The organism is Leclercia sp. 29361, assembly GCF_011290365.1.
In the GTDB taxonomy this organism is placed as follows: Bacteria; Pseudomonadota; Gammaproteobacteria; order Enterobacterales; family Enterobacteriaceae; genus Enterobacter; species Enterobacter tamurae.
Window position 1 is genome coordinate 117775 of sequence record NZ_CP049786.1, and the last position, 14635, is coordinate 132409.

General features: G+C 57.7%; 16 protein-coding genes. 6 read left to right on the forward strand and 10 right to left on the reverse strand.

Translation table 11 applies throughout. The features are described 5' to 3' along the window. Positions 1–12: 12 nt before the first annotated feature. On the forward strand, positions 13–813 hold the full coding sequence (locus tag G7090_RS00585; RefSeq protein ID WP_166181154.1) for a glycosyltransferase family 2 protein: 801 nt from the start codon (positions 13–15) through the stop codon (positions 811–813). Positions 814–821: 8 nt separating this feature from the next. Here the strand turns inward: G7090_RS00585 and G7090_RS00590 are convergent, their stop codons facing one another. Genes G7090_RS00590 through gpmM form a run of 3 tightly spaced genes read right to left on the reverse strand, consistent with a single transcriptional unit; the run spans position 822 to position 4610 of the window. Beyond that, entirely contained in the window at positions 822–1766 is a 945-nt protein-coding gene (locus G7090_RS00590; RefSeq protein ID WP_166181156.1) for a divergent polysaccharide deacetylase family protein, read from the reverse strand. 3 nt (positions 1767–1769) lie between these two features. Further along, positions 1770–3029, reverse strand: a complete 1260-nt coding sequence (gene envC / locus G7090_RS00595; RefSeq protein WP_242685391.1) for a murein hydrolase activator EnvC — start codon at positions 3027–3029, stop codon at positions 1770–1772. Positions 3030–3062: 33 nt separating this feature from the next. Next, on the reverse strand, positions 3063–4610 hold the full coding sequence (gene gpmM, locus G7090_RS00600; protein ID WP_166181158.1) for a 2,3-bisphosphoglycerate-independent phosphoglycerate mutase: 1548 nt from the start codon (positions 4608–4610) through the stop codon (positions 3063–3065). Between the two features lie 248 nt (positions 4611–4858). Here gpmM and G7090_RS00605 point away from each other — a divergent pair, with 248 nt between their 5' ends. The 5 genes from G7090_RS00605 to cysE all read left to right on the forward strand — a co-directional run bounded on the left by G7090_RS00605 (position 4859) and on the right by cysE (position 7973). Continuing rightward, positions 4859–5290, forward strand: coding sequence for a rhodanese-like domain-containing protein (locus G7090_RS00605; protein ID WP_106995459.1), 432 nt, complete (start codon positions 4859–4861; stop codon positions 5288–5290). Between the two features lie 14 nt (positions 5291–5304). Then, positions 5305–5556, forward strand: coding sequence for a glutaredoxin 3 (grxC, locus tag G7090_RS00610; RefSeq protein WP_032615744.1), 252 nt, complete (start codon positions 5305–5307; stop codon positions 5554–5556). 32 nt (positions 5557–5588) lie between these two features. Next, positions 5589–6056 carry a protein-export chaperone SecB gene (gene secB / locus G7090_RS00615; RefSeq protein WP_166181160.1) on the forward strand — a complete coding sequence of 156 codons (468 nt, stop codon included), beginning with the start codon at positions 5589–5591 and terminating at the stop codon, positions 6054–6056. After that, positions 6056–7075, forward strand: a complete 1020-nt coding sequence (gpsA, locus tag G7090_RS00620) for an NAD(P)H-dependent glycerol-3-phosphate dehydrogenase (RefSeq protein ID WP_106995461.1) — start codon at positions 6056–6058, stop codon at positions 7073–7075. The genes secB and gpsA overlap by 1 nt, the downstream gene beginning before the upstream one ends. Before the next feature lie 79 nt (positions 7076–7154). Continuing rightward, the gene (gene cysE / locus G7090_RS00625; RefSeq protein WP_106995462.1) at positions 7155–7973 is read left to right on the forward strand and encodes a serine O-acetyltransferase; all 819 of its coding nucleotides are present in this window, start codon (positions 7155–7157) and stop codon (positions 7971–7973) included. Positions 7974–8011: 38 nt separating this feature from the next. Here the strand turns inward: cysE and trmL are convergent, their stop codons facing one another. The 7 genes from trmL to mtlD form a co-directional block, all read right to left on the reverse strand. Next, entirely contained in the window at positions 8012–8482 is a 471-nt protein-coding gene (gene trmL / locus G7090_RS00630; RefSeq protein WP_106995463.1) for a tRNA (uridine(34)/cytosine(34)/5-carboxymethylaminomethyluridine(34)-2'-O)-methyltransferase TrmL, read from the reverse strand. A 101-nt stretch (positions 8483–8583) separates the two neighbouring features. Next, positions 8584–9771, reverse strand: coding sequence for an FMN-dependent L-lactate dehydrogenase LldD (lldD, locus tag G7090_RS00635; protein WP_166181162.1), 1188 nt, complete (start codon positions 9769–9771; stop codon positions 8584–8586). Beyond that, positions 9768–10541 (reverse strand): transcriptional regulator LldR, encoded by a 774-nt coding sequence (lldR, locus tag G7090_RS00640; protein ID WP_166181164.1) that lies wholly within the window; start codon positions 10539–10541, stop codon positions 9768–9770. Before lldR ends, lldD begins: the two co-directional genes overlap by 4 nt. Next, positions 10538–12193, reverse strand: a complete 1656-nt coding sequence (gene lldP / locus G7090_RS00645; RefSeq protein ID WP_166181166.1) for an L-lactate permease — start codon at positions 12191–12193, stop codon at positions 10538–10540. Before lldP ends, lldR begins: the two co-directional genes overlap by 4 nt. 270 nt (positions 12194–12463) lie before the next feature. Then, positions 12464–12826 (reverse strand): YibL family ribosome-associated protein, encoded by a 363-nt coding sequence (locus tag G7090_RS00650; protein ID WP_106995468.1) that lies wholly within the window; start codon positions 12824–12826, stop codon positions 12464–12466. A 59-nt stretch (positions 12827–12885) separates the two neighbouring features. Then, positions 12886–13476, reverse strand: a complete 591-nt coding sequence (gene mtlR / locus G7090_RS00655; RefSeq protein WP_106995469.1) for a mannitol operon repressor MtlR — start codon at positions 13474–13476, stop codon at positions 12886–12888. Continuing rightward, on the reverse strand, positions 13473–14621 hold the full coding sequence (mtlD, locus tag G7090_RS00660) for a mannitol-1-phosphate 5-dehydrogenase (RefSeq protein ID WP_166181168.1): 1149 nt from the start codon (positions 14619–14621) through the stop codon (positions 13473–13475). Before mtlD ends, mtlR begins: the two co-directional genes overlap by 4 nt. Between the last annotated feature and the right edge of the window lie 14 nt (positions 14622–14635).

Here is a 14635-nt window from a genome sequence, read left to right on the forward strand (position 1 = left end):
TTTACAGCGCCTATGTTCAAGCTCACCGTTTGTTTATTGACCTGTAACTCAGCACGACTGCTGCGTGAAGTCCTGCCTCCGTTGATCGTTGTTGCCGATGAGATCATCGTCCTCGACTCGGGTAGTCACGACGCTACGTTAGCGATTTGCCAGGAATACGGCATCACCCCCCATCATCAGCCCTATACCATGCATGGCGTACAGATGAACCACGCCATCGAACTGGCGAGCAATGACTGGGTGCTCTGCATGGACAGCGATGAGATCCTCGATGCAGAAACCGTTGATTTTATCCTGCGCCTGAAGGCGGGTGACGAACCTCATCCGCAGCAGGCATGGCGCATTGCCCGCTACTGGCATGTGTTAGGGGAAGAGGTGCGGACGATCTATCCCGTCTCCTCGCCCGATTTTCCGGTACGGCTCTTTAACCGTACCCAGGCGCGGTTTAATCAGCGTCCGGTGGATGACAAAGTGGAAGGGGCGATCCAGTCGGTTAAAATTCCGGGCCGGGTGCGCCATGACACCTTCTATTCGCTGCATGAGGTCTTCAACAAGCTAAACAGTTACACCAGCCGTCTGGTGAAGTACCAGACCGTACGCCCTTCGATTGCGCGCGGGGTGATTAGCGCCATCGGCGCGTTCTTCAAGTGGTATCTGTTCAGCGGCGCGTGGCGCCAGGGGAGAGTGGGGGTGGTGACCGGTCTCTACGCCACTTTTTACAGCTTCCTGAAATACTTCAAAGCCTGGTATCAGCGGCAGGAACAGAAGGAGTCTGCAGGCAAAAAGCGCGCAGACTCTCATGTTATTGAGTAAGGCGGGTATCAGCTTTTTTTACCCCAGCCCTGCCACTGCAGTTGGACATACTTCACCAGCGAACTCTGGCTGATGCTCTCCCCAATCACCGAGAAGTAGCGGGTCACGTAGACCGGCTCTGGCGGCTGTTTCGGCGCACAAAGCGTTACGCCGCGGAACGGGTTACGCGGTTTAGTGCCAGGCGCGGTGCCAGTTGGTGGCGGGCTCACCGGGTGAGAGGTATCCACCTGCGGCTCGTTGAGCAGGCTGCTCGCCGGCACCAGGGTGATATCCGCAGGCAGTGTGGGCAGCATCTGCTGTAACACGCGAACGGTGGATGGATGAGGATGACCAATGGCGATCGCCGAGCCTGAGCGGCGGGCCACCTGCACGGCGCGGTTAAACTGGACGCGGATATCGGCCTCGTTTTGTGTGTCATCGAGGAACACTTTACGCTTAATCACCTTCACGCTGGTGCCCTGCGCGGCGCGCATCGCCTGGCTGTTGCCAATGGTCATGCTGTCGAGGAAGTAGAGGTTGTAGCGCGCCAGGGACTGCATCACCTTCTGCATGCCAAACAGGCTGGAGGTCATGGCGCTGCCCATATGGTTATTCAGCCCCACGGCGTAAGGCACTTTGCCGTACGCCTCGCGGATGATGCGCTCGATCTCGTTGCTGCTCATCTCCGGGCGGAGGGTATCTTTTTCCAGCGGCTGTTTGCTGAGCGGGGCCATCGGCAGATGGATCAACACTTCATGGCCGCTTTTATGAGCTTTGGTGGCCATTTCGTGCGCGTGTGGCGCATTCGGCAGCACGGCGACGGAGATGGCGGATGGCATCGCCAGGACCTGATTTTCTGTGTGTGGACGATAACCGAAGTCATCAATGACGATAGCGAGTTTACCTGCGTAAACCGGCATCGCCAGCGCCAGTGCGCTGACGAGGGGGAGAACCATACGACGAAATTGAAGCAAAACTTATCTTCCCAACCACGGCTGTGGATTGACCGCCTGACCCTGGCGACGAATTTCGAAATAGAGTGACGGGCGGCCCTGACCGCCACTGCTGCCCACGAGGGCGATAGCCTGACCGGCGCGTACCTGAGTGCCGACGCTGACGAGGGCGCTCTGGTTGTAGCCGTAAAGACTCATGTCGCCTTTACCGTGCTCAACCACCACCACCAGGCCGTAACCCTGCAGCCAGTCAGCAAGGATCACCCGGCCATCGGCAATAGCTTTGACTTCGCTACCTTCCGATGCACCGATAACAATCCCCTTCCAACGTAGCTCACCCTGCAGTTGTTCGCCATAGCGATGCAGAATTGAGCCCCGTACCGGCCAGTAAGCCTGGCCGCGCGGCGAGCCCAGACCGCCGGTGCGCGACATCAGCGAGCGTTCGTTTTCTGTTGGCTTGTAGGTAGTGCCTTTGCGGGAGGCTTCCTGCTGGCGATTGCGTACGGCCTGTGCTTCACGGGCTTCACGTTCGGCGCGGGCCTTCGCCGCTGCTTCTGCGCGGGCAAGGCTGTTACGTAAGCGGGATTCGTTGGCGCGCATTTCGCTCAGCTGGCTCTGGCCTTGCTGAATGGAGGATTCGAGGCCAGCAAGGGTCTTCTTACGCTCGTTGCGCGCCTGCTCCAGTTTGGCCTGCTGCGCTTGCTGATCGTAAAGCAGGGTCTGCTGTTGGCTCTGCTTCTCTTCCAGCTCCGCTTTTTGCGTGTTGACCTCTTCCCGCGTCTGCTTCAGCTGGGCGATGGTCTCCTGGCGGGACTGGTTAAGGTAGCCGAAATAGGCCTGCAGACGCTGACCGCGCTGGCTCTCTTCGCCGCTGAGGATCAGCTGGACGCCGGTGTGTTCACCCTGGCGGAAGGCAGCATCTAACTGTGCGGCAAGATTGCGCTCCTGAGCCGCACGCTGGCGTTCAAGTTTGGCGATAGACGCATTCATCTCGTCTATCTGCTTATTCAACTGGGTGAGGGTGTTCTGGGTTTCGCGCAGCTGGCGTGCCGCCGCGGAGATCGCCTCTTCCTGCTTTTTGAGTTGCGCGAGCAGAGAGGAGCGTTGCTGCTGTTGCTGGCGTACCGCCCGCTCTTTAGCGGCGATATCTGCCTGAATGGTTTTGAGCTGATCGCGCTCGTCCGCCTGGGCGGATGCCGCGCACAACAATACGCCAGCGCTGAGCACGCTGGCGTAAAGTAAAGGCCTGACTGATAACCGTAACGGCTTCACGACCCATGTGATTGAAACAATCGCCTTTCCCCTCATGGGGAAGGATTATTCCACGATGAACAGCGGCTTGCCAGTCATCTCTTTCGGGATTTCCATACCCATCAGGGTCAGCATGGTCGGGGCAACGTCTGAAAGCTTACCGCCATCCACTGCTTTAACTGATTTATCACCGACATAAATCATCGGGACCGGCAGGTTGGTATGCGCGGTGTGCGCCTGGCCGGTGGCCGGATCGCGCATCTGTTCGGCGTTGCCGTGGTCTGCGGTGATCAGCATCTGGCCGCCAGCGGCTTCCACAGCTTTGGTGACCTGCGCAATACATTCATCCAGCGCTTCAATGGCTTTGATCGCCGCTTCCATCACCCCGGTATGGCCAACCATGTCGCCGTTCGGGTAGTTACAGATGATGGTGTCGTATTTGCCGCTTTCGATGGCGGCGACCAGCTTCTCGGTCAGCTCGGCAGAGCTCATCTCTGGCTGCAGATCGTAGGTCGCCACTTTCGGGGAGTTGATCAGAATGCGGTCTTCGCCTTTAAACGACTCTTCCACACCGCCGTTAAAGAAGAAGGTGACGTGTGCGTATTTCTCGGTTTCGGAGATGCGCAGCTGGGTCTTGTCGTGCTTCGCCATCCACTCGCCGAAGGTATTGGCCAGCGATGACGGCGGATAGGCGCACGGCGCTTTAATGTCGGCGGCATATTCGGTCAGCATCACGAAATCGCCCAGCTTGACCTCTTTTTTACGGGCGAAGCCGTCGAAGTCAGCATTGACGAAGGCGCGAGTGATTTCGCGGGCGCGGTCAGCGCGGAAGTTCATGAAGATCAGCGCGTCGCCGTCTTCCATCGCGGCATCGGCCTGGCCTTCGGCACGGATCACGGTCGCTTTCACGAATTCGTCGTTTTCATCACGGGCGTAAGCGGCTTCCAGCGCAGCAACGGCGGTATTTGCCTGGAACTCGCCTTTGGCTTCAACCAGCAGATTGTAGGCCTGCTCGACGCGATCCCAGCGGTTGTCGCGATCCATGGCGTAGTAGCGGCCAATGATGGACGCCACACGGCCTTTGCCGAGAGCGGCAAACTTGTCTTCAAAGGCTTTCAGGGAGGATTCAGCGCTGCGCGGTGGGGTATCGCGGCCATCAAGGAAGGCGTGCAGATAGATTTTGTCTGCGCCTTTTTCCGCGGCCAGCTCTACCATCGCCATGATGTGATCTTCGTGGCTATGGACGCCACCGGCGGAGAGCAGCCCCATAATGTGTACCGCTTTGCCTGCGGCGGCAGCTTTCTCAACCGCGCCGGTCAGCACCGGGTTTGCAAAGAAGGTGCGTTCTTTTATTTCAACATCCAGACGGGTCAGGTCCTGATAAACAATGCGCCCGGCACCCAGGTTGACATGTCCAACTTCGGAGTTGCCCATCTGGCGATCGGGCAGACCCACTTCCAGACCGGACGCATCAATCAGCGTGTGAGGACGTTGGGCCCACAGTGCATCCATGACCGGGGTTTTAGCGTTGAAAATGGCGTTATCCTGCTGATCTTCGCGATAACCGTAGCCATCCAGAATCATCAGTACCATAGGTTTTTTAGAAACCGACATTGCGACAACCTCTTTGCTCAAAAGACAAAAAATTTGCGTAATTTTACTACAGCTGAATCGATCAAATAGCCGCAGAAGATCAAAGAAACCACGGAGGTAAGGGTAAGGACAGGGGAATTTCGGTCTTTTTTTTCGTGGCAGCACGCAGAAAATGGATTAGCTTATTGTCGCTGGCTGTATTTGCCACAACGCACAGGTATACTCCTGTCCTGGTTTTTTATTCACTCAGTCGGGAGTCGTTACCCCCCATGCAAGAAATTATGCAATTTGTCAGCCGCCACCCCATACTTTGTATCGCGTGGATTGGTCTACTGGCAGCAGTACTTTTCACCACGTTCAAAGGCCTCACCTCTAAAGTGAAGGTGATCACCCGCGGCGAAGCCACGCGTCTTATCAATAAAGAAGAGGCAGTGGTTGTCGATCTGCGTCAGCGTGACGATTTCCGCAAAGGCCACATTGCAGGCGCGATTAACCTGCTGCCAGCCGAAATCAAAGCCAATAACCTTGGCGAACTGGAAAAGCATAAAGACAAACCCATTATTGTCGTCGACGGCACCGGGATGCAGGCTCAGGAGCCAGCAAATACCCTCGTCAAAGCAGGCTTTGCAAACGTCACTGTCCTGAAAGACGGCATCTCTGGCTGGAGCGGTGAGAATCTGCCTCTGGTTCGCGGTAAGTAAACAGGAGACTGAACATGGCCAATATCGAAATCTATACCAAAGCGACCTGCCCGTTCTGCCATCGTGCGAAAGCGCTGCTGGACAGCAAAGGCGTAGCCTTCCAGGAACTGCCTATTGATGGCGACGCTGCGAAGCGCGAAGAGATGATTAAACGTAGTGGCCGTACGACGGTTCCGCAGATTTTTATCGATGCGCAGCACATTGGCGGCTGTGATGACTTGTATGCGCTTGACGCGCGCGGTGGACTCGATCCCCTGCTGCGCTAAGGCGTTTTAGGACAATTAAAAAGGGTATTTCCATGTCAGAACAAAACAACACCGAGATGACTTTCCAGATCCAGCGCATTTACACCAAAGACGTCTCCTACGAAGCACCAAATGCGCCGCATGTTTTCCAGAAAGACTGGCAGCCAGAGGTTAAACTTGATCTGGATACCGCATCCACCCAGCTGGCGGATGATGTGTATGAAGTCGTGCTGCGTGTTACCGTAACCGCCTCTCTGGGCGAAGAGACTGCATTCCTGTGCGAAGTACAGCAGGGCGGCATCTTCTCCATCGGCGGCATCGAAGGTAATCAGATGGCGCATTGCCTGGGTGCATATTGCCCGAACATCCTGTTCCCGTATGCCCGCGAATGCATCACCAGCCTGGTTTCCCGTGGTACGTTCCCGCAAATGAACCTTGCGCCGGTGAACTTCGATGCGCTGTTCATGAACTATCTGCAGCAGCAAGCTGGCGAAGGTACTGAACAACATCAGGATGCCTGATGAGTACTGTCAATGCGTCAATGACTGTGATCGGTGCCGGCTCTTACGGCACCGCTCTTGCTATCACGCTGGCAAGAAATGGTCACGAAGTGGTTCTCTGGGGCCACAATCCTGAACATATCGCGACGTTAGAAGCCGATCGCTGCAACGTTGCGTTCCTCCCTGATGTGCCTTTTCCTGACTCACTGCATCTTGAAAGCGACCTGGCAACCGCGCTGGCCGCCAGCCGTAATATTCTGATCGTTGTGCCGAGCCACGTGTTTGGCCAGGTGCTGCGACAGATTAAACCGCTGATGCGTGATGATGCGCGCGTGGTCTGGGCCACCAAAGGGCTGGAAGCCGAGACCGGCCGCCTGCTGCAGGATGTCGCCCGCGAAGCGCTGGGTGATGCCATTCCGCTGGCGGTGATCTCCGGCCCGACCTTTGCGAAAGAGCTGGCGGCAGGGCTGCCGACGGCCATTTCACTGGCCTCGACCGACGAGACCTTTGCTGACGATCTGCAGCAGCTGCTGCACTGCGGTAAAAGCTTCCGTGTCTACAGCAACCCCGATTTTATCGGCGTTCAGCTGGGCGGTGCGGTGAAGAACGTTATCGCGATCGGTGCGGGCATGTCTGACGGTATCGGCTTTGGCGCGAACGCGCGTACGGCTTTGATTACCCGTGGCCTGACCGAAATGTCTCGTCTGGGCGCGGCGCTGGGTGCCGATCCGGCCACCTTTATGGGGATGGCAGGGTTAGGCGATCTGGTGCTGACCTGTACCGACAACCAGTCGCGTAACCGCCGTTTTGGCATGATGCTCGGACAGGGCATGGATGTTATCGGCGCGCAGGAGAAGATCGGCCAGGTGGTGGAAGGCTACCGTAATACCAAGGAAGTCCGCGAGTTGGCACACCGCTTTGGTGTCGAAATGCCAATAACCGAGGAAATTTATCAGGTATTGTATTGCGGAAAAAATGCGCGCGAGGCAGCATTGACCTTATTAGGTCGTGCACGCAAGGACGAGCGTAGCAGCAATTAACTGCAGGAAAGCGTTATCACCTGAATGACCCGGCCGGCAAAGAACTGGCCGGTCATTATCATTACGTCTGGAGTAAGCAATGCCGTGTGAAGAACTGGATATCGTCTGGAACAATATTAAAGCCGAAGCCCGGGCTCTGGCCGACTGTGAGCCGATGCTCGCCAGTTTCTACCACGCGACGCTACTCAAGCACGAAAACCTCGGCAGCGCCCTGAGCTATATGCTCGCCAACAAACTGGCTTCCCCGATCATGCCAGCCATCGCCATTCGTGAAGTGGTGGAAGAGGCCTATGCGGCCGACCCGGAAATGATCGCCTCCGCCGCGTATGATATCCAGGCGGTACGCAATCGTGACCCGGCGGTGGACAAATACTCGACGCCGCTGCTCTATCTGAAAGGTTTCCACGCTTTGCAGTCCTACCGTATCGGCCACTGGCTGTGGAACGAAGGCCGCCGCGCGCTGGCGATCTTCCTGCAAAATCAGGTCTCGGTGAGCTTCCAGGTGGATATCCACCCGGCGGCGAAGATTGGTCGCGGGATCATGCTCGACCACGCCACCGGGATTGTGGTGGGTGAGACGGCGGTGATTGAAAACGACGTCTCGATCCTGCAGTCGGTGACCCTGGGCGGGACCGGCAAAACCAGCGGCGATCGCCACCCGAAAATCCGTGAAGGGGTGATGATTGGCGCGGGCGCGAAGATTCTGGGCAATATCGAAGTCGGGCGCGGGGCGAAAATTGGCGCCGGTTCAGTGGTGTTGCAGCCTGTACCGCCGCATACCACCGCCGCAGGCGTTCCGGCGCGTATTGTCGGCAGGCCGGACAGCGATAAACCGGCGATGGATATGGATCAGTTCTTCAACGGCCACCATACCTTTGAGTATGGCGACGGCATTTAAGTAAACGCCCGGTGGCGCGACGCTTACCGGGCCTGGCTCTACCGTAATATCGCGCCGGCATACCCCAGCTGGCGCCAGGCTTCATACACCACCACCGACACCGCATTTGACAGGTTCATGCTGCGGCTGTCCGGCATCATCGGAATACGGATTTTTTGTTCGGCAGGGAGGGCATCGAGAATGGTGGCTGGCAGGCCGCGCGTTTCCGGGCCAAACAGCAGATAGTCGCCTTCCTGATAGCTCACCGCGCTGTGCGCAGGCGTACCTTTGGTCGTCAGGGCAAAAATCCGCTCCGGCTTTTCCGTGTCCATAAATGCGCCCAGGTCCTGATGGCGGACCACGGCGGTAAATTCATGATAATCCAGCCCGGCGCGGCGCAGGCGCTTGTCATCCCAGGTAAAGCCCATCGGCTCAATAATATGCAGACGGAACCCGGTATTAGCGCACAGGCGGATGATATTGCCGGTATTGGGTGGAATTTCTGGTTCGAATAGTACGATGTTAAGCATGCTGCCCCATTTCATTAGGCTCTGAAATTGCGGGGGGCAGCTTATCATCCCCTCTCCCCTTTGGGGAGAGGGTTAGGGTGAGGGGATCAGACCGCACCAATCTACGCCGCGTCCCCCTGTGCCAGCGGTGCCAGCCCGGCAGGGATCTTGCTCAGCTCCTGCACCAGCATCTCCTTGCTGATCTCGGGAATGGATTTCGCCCCGGTCAGCGTCATTGCCACCTTCATCTCTTTCTCGATCAGATTAAGCAGATTCGCCACCCCCGCCTGACCGTGGGTCGCCAGCGCATAGAGATAAGCCCGGCCCAGCAGGACGGTATCGGCGCCGAGGGCAATCATACGCACCACGTCCAGACCGTTGCGGATCCCGGAGTCCGCCAGAATCGCGATATCGCCCTTAACCGCATCGGCAATGGCGGGCAGGGCGCGGGCTGAGGAGAGCACACCGTCCAGCTGGCGGCCGCCATGGTTCGACACCACGATGCCGTCGGCACCAAAGCGCACCGCGTCGCGTGCATCTTCAGGATCGAGGATCCCCTTGATCACCATCGGGCCATCCCAGAACTCACGGATCCACTCCAGGTCTTTCCACGAGATCGACGGATCGAAGTTATTCGCCAGCCAGCCAATGTAATCTTCCAGCCCGGTCGGTTTACCCAGATAGGCAGAGATATTCCCCAGATCGTGCGGGCGGCCGTTGAGCCCGACATCCCACGCCCACTGTGGATGGGTCACTGCCTGCCAGTAACGACGCATCGCCGCGTTCGCGCCGCTCATCCCGGAATGGGCATCGCGATAGCGTGCGCCGGGGGTCGGCATATCGACGGTAAACACCAGCGTGGAGCAGCCCGCTGCTTTGGCGCGCTCCAGGGCATTACGCATAAAGCCGCGATCGCGCAGAACGTACAGCTGGAACCACATCGGACGCTTGATGGTCGGGGCGACCTCTTCAATCGGGCAGACCGAGACGGTGGAGAGGGTAAAGGGGATGCCTTTGGCATCGGCGGCCGCAGCTGCCTGCACTTCACCGCGACGGGCGTACATGCCGCACAGCCCGACGGGGGCGAGGGCTACCGGCATGGAGAGCGTTTCGTTGAACAGCTTCGTCTCAAGGCTCAGGTCGGACATATTTTTCAGGACGCGCTGGCGCAGGGCCACCTGGGACAGATCTTCCACATTGCGGCGCAGGGTGTATTCCGAGTAAGCCCCGCCGTCAATGTAGTGAAACAGGAACGGGGGCAGGATGCGCTGCGCGGCGGCGCGATAGTCACTGGCTGCGGAAATGATCATGCTTTGTTCTCCCTGGAAATAGCGTTGTCGCCAGGCAGACGGGTAATACGCGCCTGTCGGGCCTGATCTTCATCGAATTGTTTGATGGTGGTATGCACGAAGCCCAGATGCGCCATCATCGCCTGACGGGCCGCTTCGGCATCCCCGGTAAGAATGGCGTTCAGCACCGCCTCGTGCTGCTCGGTTAGCTGCGCAAAAACCGGCGGCACCAGATACATACGCTGGCGGCTCTGCTTGACGGAGGATTGCAGCAGATCGAAGAAGCCGCGCATGGTCTGGAGCAGAACAACGTTGTGCGAGGCCTCGGCAATCGCCAGATGAAAACGCACATCCGCCTGCGAGGCGATATCCGGATCGCTGCTTTGTGTTGCCTCGAAGCAGGCTTTGAGCTTCTCTTTGTCAGCTTCTGTCGCCCGCATGGCCGCATGCCAGGCGGTGCTGGCTTCGATGGCGTGACGGGCTTCGAGAATATCGAAGCTGTAGTCCGGGTCGTTGGCCATTAAGGTTTTCAGCGGCTGGACGATCGCCTGTTCTGACCACACCTCCTGCTGCCAGCGCACAAAGGTCCCGCCGCCGCGACGGCTCAGCAAAACCCCGTCGCTGACCAGGGTCGCTAAGGCTTCGCGCAGCGAGTTGCGCGACACGCCAAGCTGGGCGGCAAGCTGGCGCTCGGCGGGCAACTTCATGCCCGCCTCCAGCTGTTGTTCTTCAATCAGCGCCCGCACGCGAGAGGCGATCTCGTCGGACAGGCGTCTGGGCATCACTATCATGGGATCATCCAGGTTAAGACGTAAGCCTGCAGGGTGGTGATCACCCCCACCATGCAGGTGAATATCAGGCTGTGCTTCACGGTAAAGCGGAACAGATCCGACTCTTTGCCCACCAGGCCTACCGCCGCACAGGCAATGGCGATGGACTGCGGCGAGATCATCTTCCCGGTCACGCCGCCGGTGGTGTTAGCGGCGACCAGCAGCACGTCCGAGACGCCAATCTGCTGGGCGGCGGTCGCCTGCAGGGCGGCGAACAGGGCGTTCGATGAGGTATCCGACCCGGTCAGGAATACCCCCAGCCAGCCAAGGAACGGCGAGAAGAAGGTAAACGCGGAGCCGGTATGCGCCAGCGCCAGGGCCAGCGTCGATGACAGCCCGGAGTAGTTAGAGATAAAGGCGAAGGCCAGCACCATCCCGATGGAGTAAATCGGCAGCGCCAGCTCTTTCAGCGTACTGGCAAAGGTCTGTACCGCCGCCGCGGGTTTCATCCGCAGCCACACAATAGAAAGGATAGCGGCAAACAGGATGGCCGTGCCGGTGGCAGAGAACCAGTCGAATTTGTACACCGCAGCATACGGCGTGGCGTCGTGGACCACTGGCGGCATGCGGGCAACCATTTTATCGAGGAACGGCACGGAGATATTTACCACCATGTCGTACAGCGCGCCGTTCGGGGCAAACAGCGCTTTAAACGGCGGGATACTCCACAGGGTGACCGTGGCGGTCAGGAACAGGAACGGCGACCAGGCACGGATAATTTGTCCCGGCGTGTAGCGGGTGCGGGCCAGGGTCATATCCACCTGCGATGCGCCCATATCGCCAAAGCGGAAGGTACGCACCGGCTGCCAGCGTTTCAGGAACAGAGTCAGACAGACCAGCGAGACCAGGGAGGAGATAATGTCCGGCAGTTCCGGGCCGAGGAAGTTGGAGCTCAGGTACTGGGCGATAGCAAAAGAGCCACCCGCCACCACTACCGCAGGCCAGGTCTCCTTCACGCCACGCCAGCCGTCCATAATCGCCATGATCCAGAACAGCACGATAATGGTCAGGAACGGCAGCTGACGGCCCACCATCTGGCCGATCTCGAAGCTGTCCAGCCCGGTCACCTGCCCGGCCACCAGAATCGGAATGCCCATCGCGCCAAAGGCCACCGGCGCGGTGTTGACGATCAGACACAGGCCAGCGGCATACAGCGGGTTAAAGCCCAGCCCGACCAGCAGCGCGGCGGTAATCGCCACCGGCGCACCGAATCCGGCCGCCCCTTCCAGGAAGGCGCCAAAACAGAAGCCGACGATCAGCATCTGCAGACGCTGGTCCGGCGTAATCGAAAGAATCGACGAGCGGATAATGTCGAATTGCCCGGTCTTTACCGAGATTTTATAGACAAAGACCGCGGCGATGATGATCCACGCAATCGGCCACAGACCATAGAAGAAGCCATACACCACCGAGGCCAGGGCGCGATCCACCGGCATTTTATAGAAGAACAGGGCCACCAGCAGGGCGATGGCGACGGTGTACGTCGCGGCGAGATAGCCCTTCAGCTTGAGTTTAATCAGCGCGAAGAAGAAGAACAGGATAGGAAGCGAGGCGATCAGACTCGACAGCCAGATATTTCCCGCCGGATCGTAGTTTTGTTGCCAGAGGCTCATTGCAGGTCTCCCGAGGACCACACTGCTGCAACGCGGTGAGTCTGTGCTCATCTCGGCGTCACATTGCGTGTAAAAGTGGTCCTGCCAATAGTGTGATGTAGGGTTAATGACAACAAATGGTTAACCAAATGTTATTGGTCGGCAATGTGTTTGTGAGCAAAGATTATGGAATTGTGAACCAGCAAAGGGTTGGTTGCGGAATTGGTTGGGCCAATTTTAACGGGGAGTAAAGCGGTAGGCCGGGTAAGCATTGCGCCACCCGGCTAAAAATCAAAACTCGGTCTTGCTGAAACCCGTCATCTCTTTCAGGCCCATCTCACGGCCCAGCTCGGTCATCGGGTGGACAACCACCAGGCCGCGCACGCTTTTTTTCAGCTTGCCCATATCGGCCTGTTCTTTTTTAGTGATCGCACGGCGGAACGGCAGGTTTGACAGCTTCTGCGCTTCTTTGCTCAGCTTCTGCTCTTTCACGCCGCGCAGACGCTCGATTTCGGTTTCCAGCGTCGCTTTCTCTTTTTCCAGCTCGGCGTATTTCTCGGCGGCCTCAACCAGCGAGAGGCTGGCCTGCTGGTGGCGGATCAGATCCAGGCGGTCGCTCAGGCGTTTAATTTCGTTCTTTTCGACTTCTTTCATCACAAATAGCTCTAAAAACAGGGGAGATTACAGGGAAGGATACACCAATGTGCGCAGGCTTACTTCTGAAACGCTTTTTTTAAGCTGATTCGGGAAATCAGCTCAGTCAGGGACAGGACCATGGTGGAGCGGACAATCTGCTGGTAACGCTGCTTCTGCATCGCGTACAGCTCCGGGTCGCTGATATCAAAATGCGGCGACGGGGGCAGGGCGGTCACGCAGTGCAGCTCCCCAAGCGGGCCGAGGATCTCGTCGTCGGTGAACCCATACTCGTTGCCGTCGTGATTCAGCTCTTCACGCAGCGCCATCAGCAGTTCGGCATCTTCATACTCATGACGGCTGATAACGCCAAGGCCATAGATCAGTTTCAGACGCACGGATAAATCGCCCAAGGGGCCGTCGCCGTCGAGTAACGGTTCAACTGCGTATTTCACCGCGTAGTCGTCTTTGCGAAACACCTGAAGCACCAGGATATTCACCGCCTCGGTTAACAACTCGACGGCAGATATCAGGAAACTTCGAACGGTTTTGCCAGCATTCAGACGCTCCAGCACACGGTTTTCAAAGGCCTGGGTTTGTTCCATTATTGCCTGCATATCTGACAATCTATATTCCGGGCGCAGGATGACCTGCGCCAGTTCCTGCATCATTTGGTTGCGTTGTAGTTTTTTACCGCCTCCACCACCACGTCGCTGTTGGCATCCAGACCGGATACCTGCGCCAGTGCGGCCTGTGGACCTTGCTCGTCAATCAGCTGTGCCAGCTCCTGCGCCTGCGGATCTTCTTCGCTGCGGTAGTGCATCGCGGCGGCAATGCCTTTGACCAGGCTGGTGTGCGGCAGACCATATTCCAGCGTACCGAGCAGCGGCTTGATCAGACGATCGCCCGCACTCAGCTTACGCAGCGGCTGGCGACCCACGCGCTCAACGTCATCTTTCAGATACGGGTTTTCAAAACGACCGAGGATTTTCTGAATATATGCCGCATGCTTATCGGCATCAAAACCGTAGCGTTGAATCAGTACCGCGCCGCTCTCGTCCATTGCACCTTTTACCACGGCGCGAACGTTCTCATCGAGAATGGCGTCACGAATGGTCTGATGACCGGCTAATTTACCGAGGTAGGCGGTTATAGCATGCCCGGTGTTCAGCGTGAAGAGTTTACGTTCGACAAATGCCATCAGGTTATCAGTTAATTCCATCCCGGCGATCTCAGGCAGCGCGCCTTTGAACTGGGTTTTGTCGACGATCCATTCGCTGAAGGTCTCTACGGTCACTTCCAGCGGATCGTGGGTCAAGGAGGCCGACGGCGGAACAATGCGGTCCACGGCGGAATCGACAAAGCCCACGTGCTCTTCAACCCAGGCTTTATCTTCGTCAGCCACCGCGGCCATGACATGACCTTTCAGCTGGGTGGTGCCGCGCACCATATTCTCACAGGCGATAATGTTCAGCGGGGTGTCGTTACCCTGGGCCTTACGTTTTGCCAGCCCTTTGGCGACGGCCGGGGCGATGCGCTCCAGCACGACCGGGCCGACCGCGGTGGTGACCATGTCAACGCTGGCGATCAGGTCAATAACCTCGTCGCCAATGCTGCTGACCGCGTTCACGCCGGTTACGGTTTCGACCTGCTCGTTTTCGCCTACCACATGCACCTGATAGCTATGACGGGCATTCAGGGCATCCAGTACCGTCTGATTAACATCCGCGAATGTCAGCGTAATGCCCGCGTCTGCCAGCAGTTTGCCGATAAAACCACGACCGATATTACCTGCGCCGAAATGTAATGCTTTCATCGTATTAACCTTCA

Bases quoted from the DNA above. Each gene is read 5' to 3' on its own strand.
- lldP (WP_166181166.1), bottom strand. From the start codon at position 12,193: ATGAGCCTCTGGCAACAAAACTACGATCCGGCGGGAAATATCTGGCTG.
- mtlD (WP_166181168.1), bottom strand. From the start codon at position 14,621: ATGAAAGCATTACATTTCGGCGCAGGTAATATCGGTCGTGGTTTTATC.
- gpmM (WP_166181158.1), bottom strand. From the start codon at position 4,610: ATGTCGGTTTCTAAAAAACCTATGGTACTGATGATTCTGGATGGCTAC.
- G7090_RS00585 (WP_166181154.1), top strand. From the start codon at position 13: ATGTTCAAGCTCACCGTTTGTTTATTGACCTGTAACTCAGCACGACTG.
- lldD (WP_166181162.1), bottom strand. From the start codon at position 9,771: ATGATCATTTCCGCAGCCAGTGACTATCGCGCCGCCGCGCAGCGCATC.
- lldR (WP_166181164.1), bottom strand. From the start codon at position 10,541: ATGATAGTGATGCCCAGACGCCTGTCCGACGAGATCGCCTCTCGCGTG.
- G7090_RS00605 (WP_106995459.1), top strand. From the start codon at position 4,859: ATGCAAGAAATTATGCAATTTGTCAGCCGCCACCCCATACTTTGTATC.
- mtlR (WP_106995469.1), bottom strand. From the start codon at position 13,476: ATGATGCAGGAACTGGCGCAGGTCATCCTGCGCCCGGAATATAGATTG.
- G7090_RS00650 (WP_106995468.1), bottom strand. From the start codon at position 12,826: ATGAAAGAAGTCGAAAAGAACGAAATTAAACGCCTGAGCGACCGCCTG.
- secB (WP_166181160.1), top strand. From the start codon at position 5,589: ATGTCAGAACAAAACAACACCGAGATGACTTTCCAGATCCAGCGCATT.
- cysE (WP_106995462.1), top strand. From the start codon at position 7,155: ATGCCGTGTGAAGAACTGGATATCGTCTGGAACAATATTAAAGCCGAA.
- gpsA (WP_106995461.1), top strand. From the start codon at position 6,056: ATGAGTACTGTCAATGCGTCAATGACTGTGATCGGTGCCGGCTCTTAC.
- trmL (WP_106995463.1), bottom strand. From the start codon at position 8,482: ATGCTTAACATCGTACTATTCGAACCAGAAATTCCACCCAATACCGGC.
- grxC (WP_032615744.1), top strand. From the start codon at position 5,305: ATGGCCAATATCGAAATCTATACCAAAGCGACCTGCCCGTTCTGCCAT.